This is a genomic window from bacterium (genome assembly GCA_021108215.1).
In the GTDB taxonomy this organism is placed as follows: domain Bacteria; phylum Oederibacteriota; class JAAXVQ01; order JAAXVQ01; family JAUVAV01; genus JAIORK01.
Window position 1 is genome coordinate 1 of sequence record JAIORK010000010.1, and the last position, 2,172, is coordinate 2,172.

Below are 2,172 nucleotides of genomic sequence, written 5' to 3' on the forward strand. Positions count from 1 at the left end.
CAGATGCGCTCCCAGGCGCGCAACGATGCGATTGCGTGGTCGAATGGTATTATCGTGAATGAAGATGCGTTTAGGATTCTGCAACGCGACAATCCGCGTGAAGCTGCGCGGGTGCGGTATCATGAGCAGTTCAGCAATGATTTCATTGGTATGCTGGTGCTGCTGCCGGGTGTTCAGCGGTTTTTGGAACGCCGCATGGTGAACCGGTTCAACCGCAAGGCAGAGCCGCTGCGTGTGGACGCACAGATCCAGCCGTATGTCTGGGGTCGTCCGGCTTCGGATTCGTTTATTATCCGGTTTCTGCGCAGGGCATTGGATAAGTCCCAGATGGACATGAATATCGCTGAGTTGTGGTTCGGGGCGCACAAGAAAAATCCTGGTATTGTGCGCATGGGTAATTTGCCGATGGATCTGGATAAATTTGCCGCTCGGACAGGTGAGCGTCTGCTCGGTACCGGGCGGAAGGTCATCGGCCAGTTGTTTAAAGTGCTGGATGCGAAAGAACCGTTGTCCATTCAGATGCATGAACGGTTTAAACCGGATTCTAAAAATGAGAGCTGGATGGTAGTCATTGACCGAGCCCGGTTGTTTGAAGAGGGCAAAGACCAGCTGGTAGCTGAGATTTATCTGGGATTCCGCCCGATAGAGGATATAGATGACGCAGTGTTGCCGGGTTTCCGTGATGCATATTTGGCGAAGCCGGATGCAGCGTCCAAAGCGGCATTTTATCGAGATCAGTATGCAGCTGCGCTGGAGCAGGGTAAGACAGACACGGAAGGGGCGGCGATCAAGGCGTTTAATAATAAAATTGAGGTGAGATGGGAATCCGGAGATGTGGAGGTCTATATCAATGGTCGCAAACAACCGGCGGATGTGAAGAAACAGCTGGGAGTGGACAATGATATGCTGGTGATGAATGTGCCCGGCGCGACCGTGCATGCGCTTTCCTATGGTGTGATTTATGAATTGCAAGAGACGGCCGACAAGACACTGCGGTTGTATGATCAGGGGCGCAATGATCCCAACCGTCCGCTGCATATTGCGGAGGCAGTCGGCAAGCTGGACTTCACGCCGCGCCCGGCAATGGATTATTTGGTGGCCCCGGCAGAGATGGGTGCGCGGACGACCAATTTAATCCGGACACCGTTGTATTCGATGGATCAGATTATGATGAATCGATTAGGGAATGAAGATGCGGCTGAACAGGTCCGTGTCGTTGTCGGGACAAGCTATCAAATGTTGATGGTGGCGGAAGGGCGCGGTGAATTAAGTTATACCTTGCCGGGAGAAAAGACTGAGCGGTATTTGGAAATCCGTCAGGGAGATACACTGATTGTTCCTGCACAGATGGAAGGCTATACGCTGAAAAATGACCTCGGGAGCAATTTGGCGGTACTCAAGGCCTATGAGTCCACGGATGCGGAGATAGCTGAGATGCAGACGCGGCGCGGGGGCAAGAATTTTTGGGAAGAGGACGGCTTTTTTGTGCCGGAGACAACGCAGGCGGAAGTTCGCGGAGAGGTCCAGGCGGATGAAACGGTGCAGGAGATGCGTCGAATGCAGGAGATCCTGCCGAGTCCGCTGAACAAGCCCCTGCGCGGCTTCAGGTACCTGCCTTTGCGGATGCTGCAGTATGGCGTTCGCAGCATGCTTTTTGCCAATGACCGGAGCATGAGCGGAAATCTTAACAGTCGTGCGCCGCTGCGCGCCGTGGCCGGCATCTTACTGGCCGGGTTGGTGGTGCTGCAATCTGTGGTGGCGGTCTTTGCCGGTGCGCGCGGGCAGGCGCCGGTGGTAGTGGATGACTTGTCTCCTCGTTTTGCGGCGATCAAGCGGACCCTGGTGATACCGGATGCGGTGATGGCCAAGCAGTTTAATATCAAGCAGATCCGTTTCCGTTCGCTTTCCGAGCAGGGGAGTTTTATACAGCGTTTGTTGAGTGGGAAGCTTTTGGGAGCATATACAGAGAACTACGAGGCTTCCAACCATGGTGAATGGGCGACCATCTTCGTGCCGGACCAGTTGCTCAGAACCATGAACCAGAGCATGCCGGCGGCAGATGGAACCTTGCGCACCGGGATTGCCCGGCTGCGTTATCGTGCCAATACCTTTTTGTTCGGTGCAATTGTTGGTTATCAGGCGGACAAATATTATTTCCAGAGCCGCTATGAT

The 2,172-nt window shown here is 54.1% G+C and carries 1 protein-coding gene; it reads left to right on the forward strand.

The features are described from left to right. Positions 1 to 2,172: hypothetical protein (locus K8S19_01915; protein ID MCD4812441.1), on the forward strand; the 2,172-nt coding region annotated here is incomplete at both ends.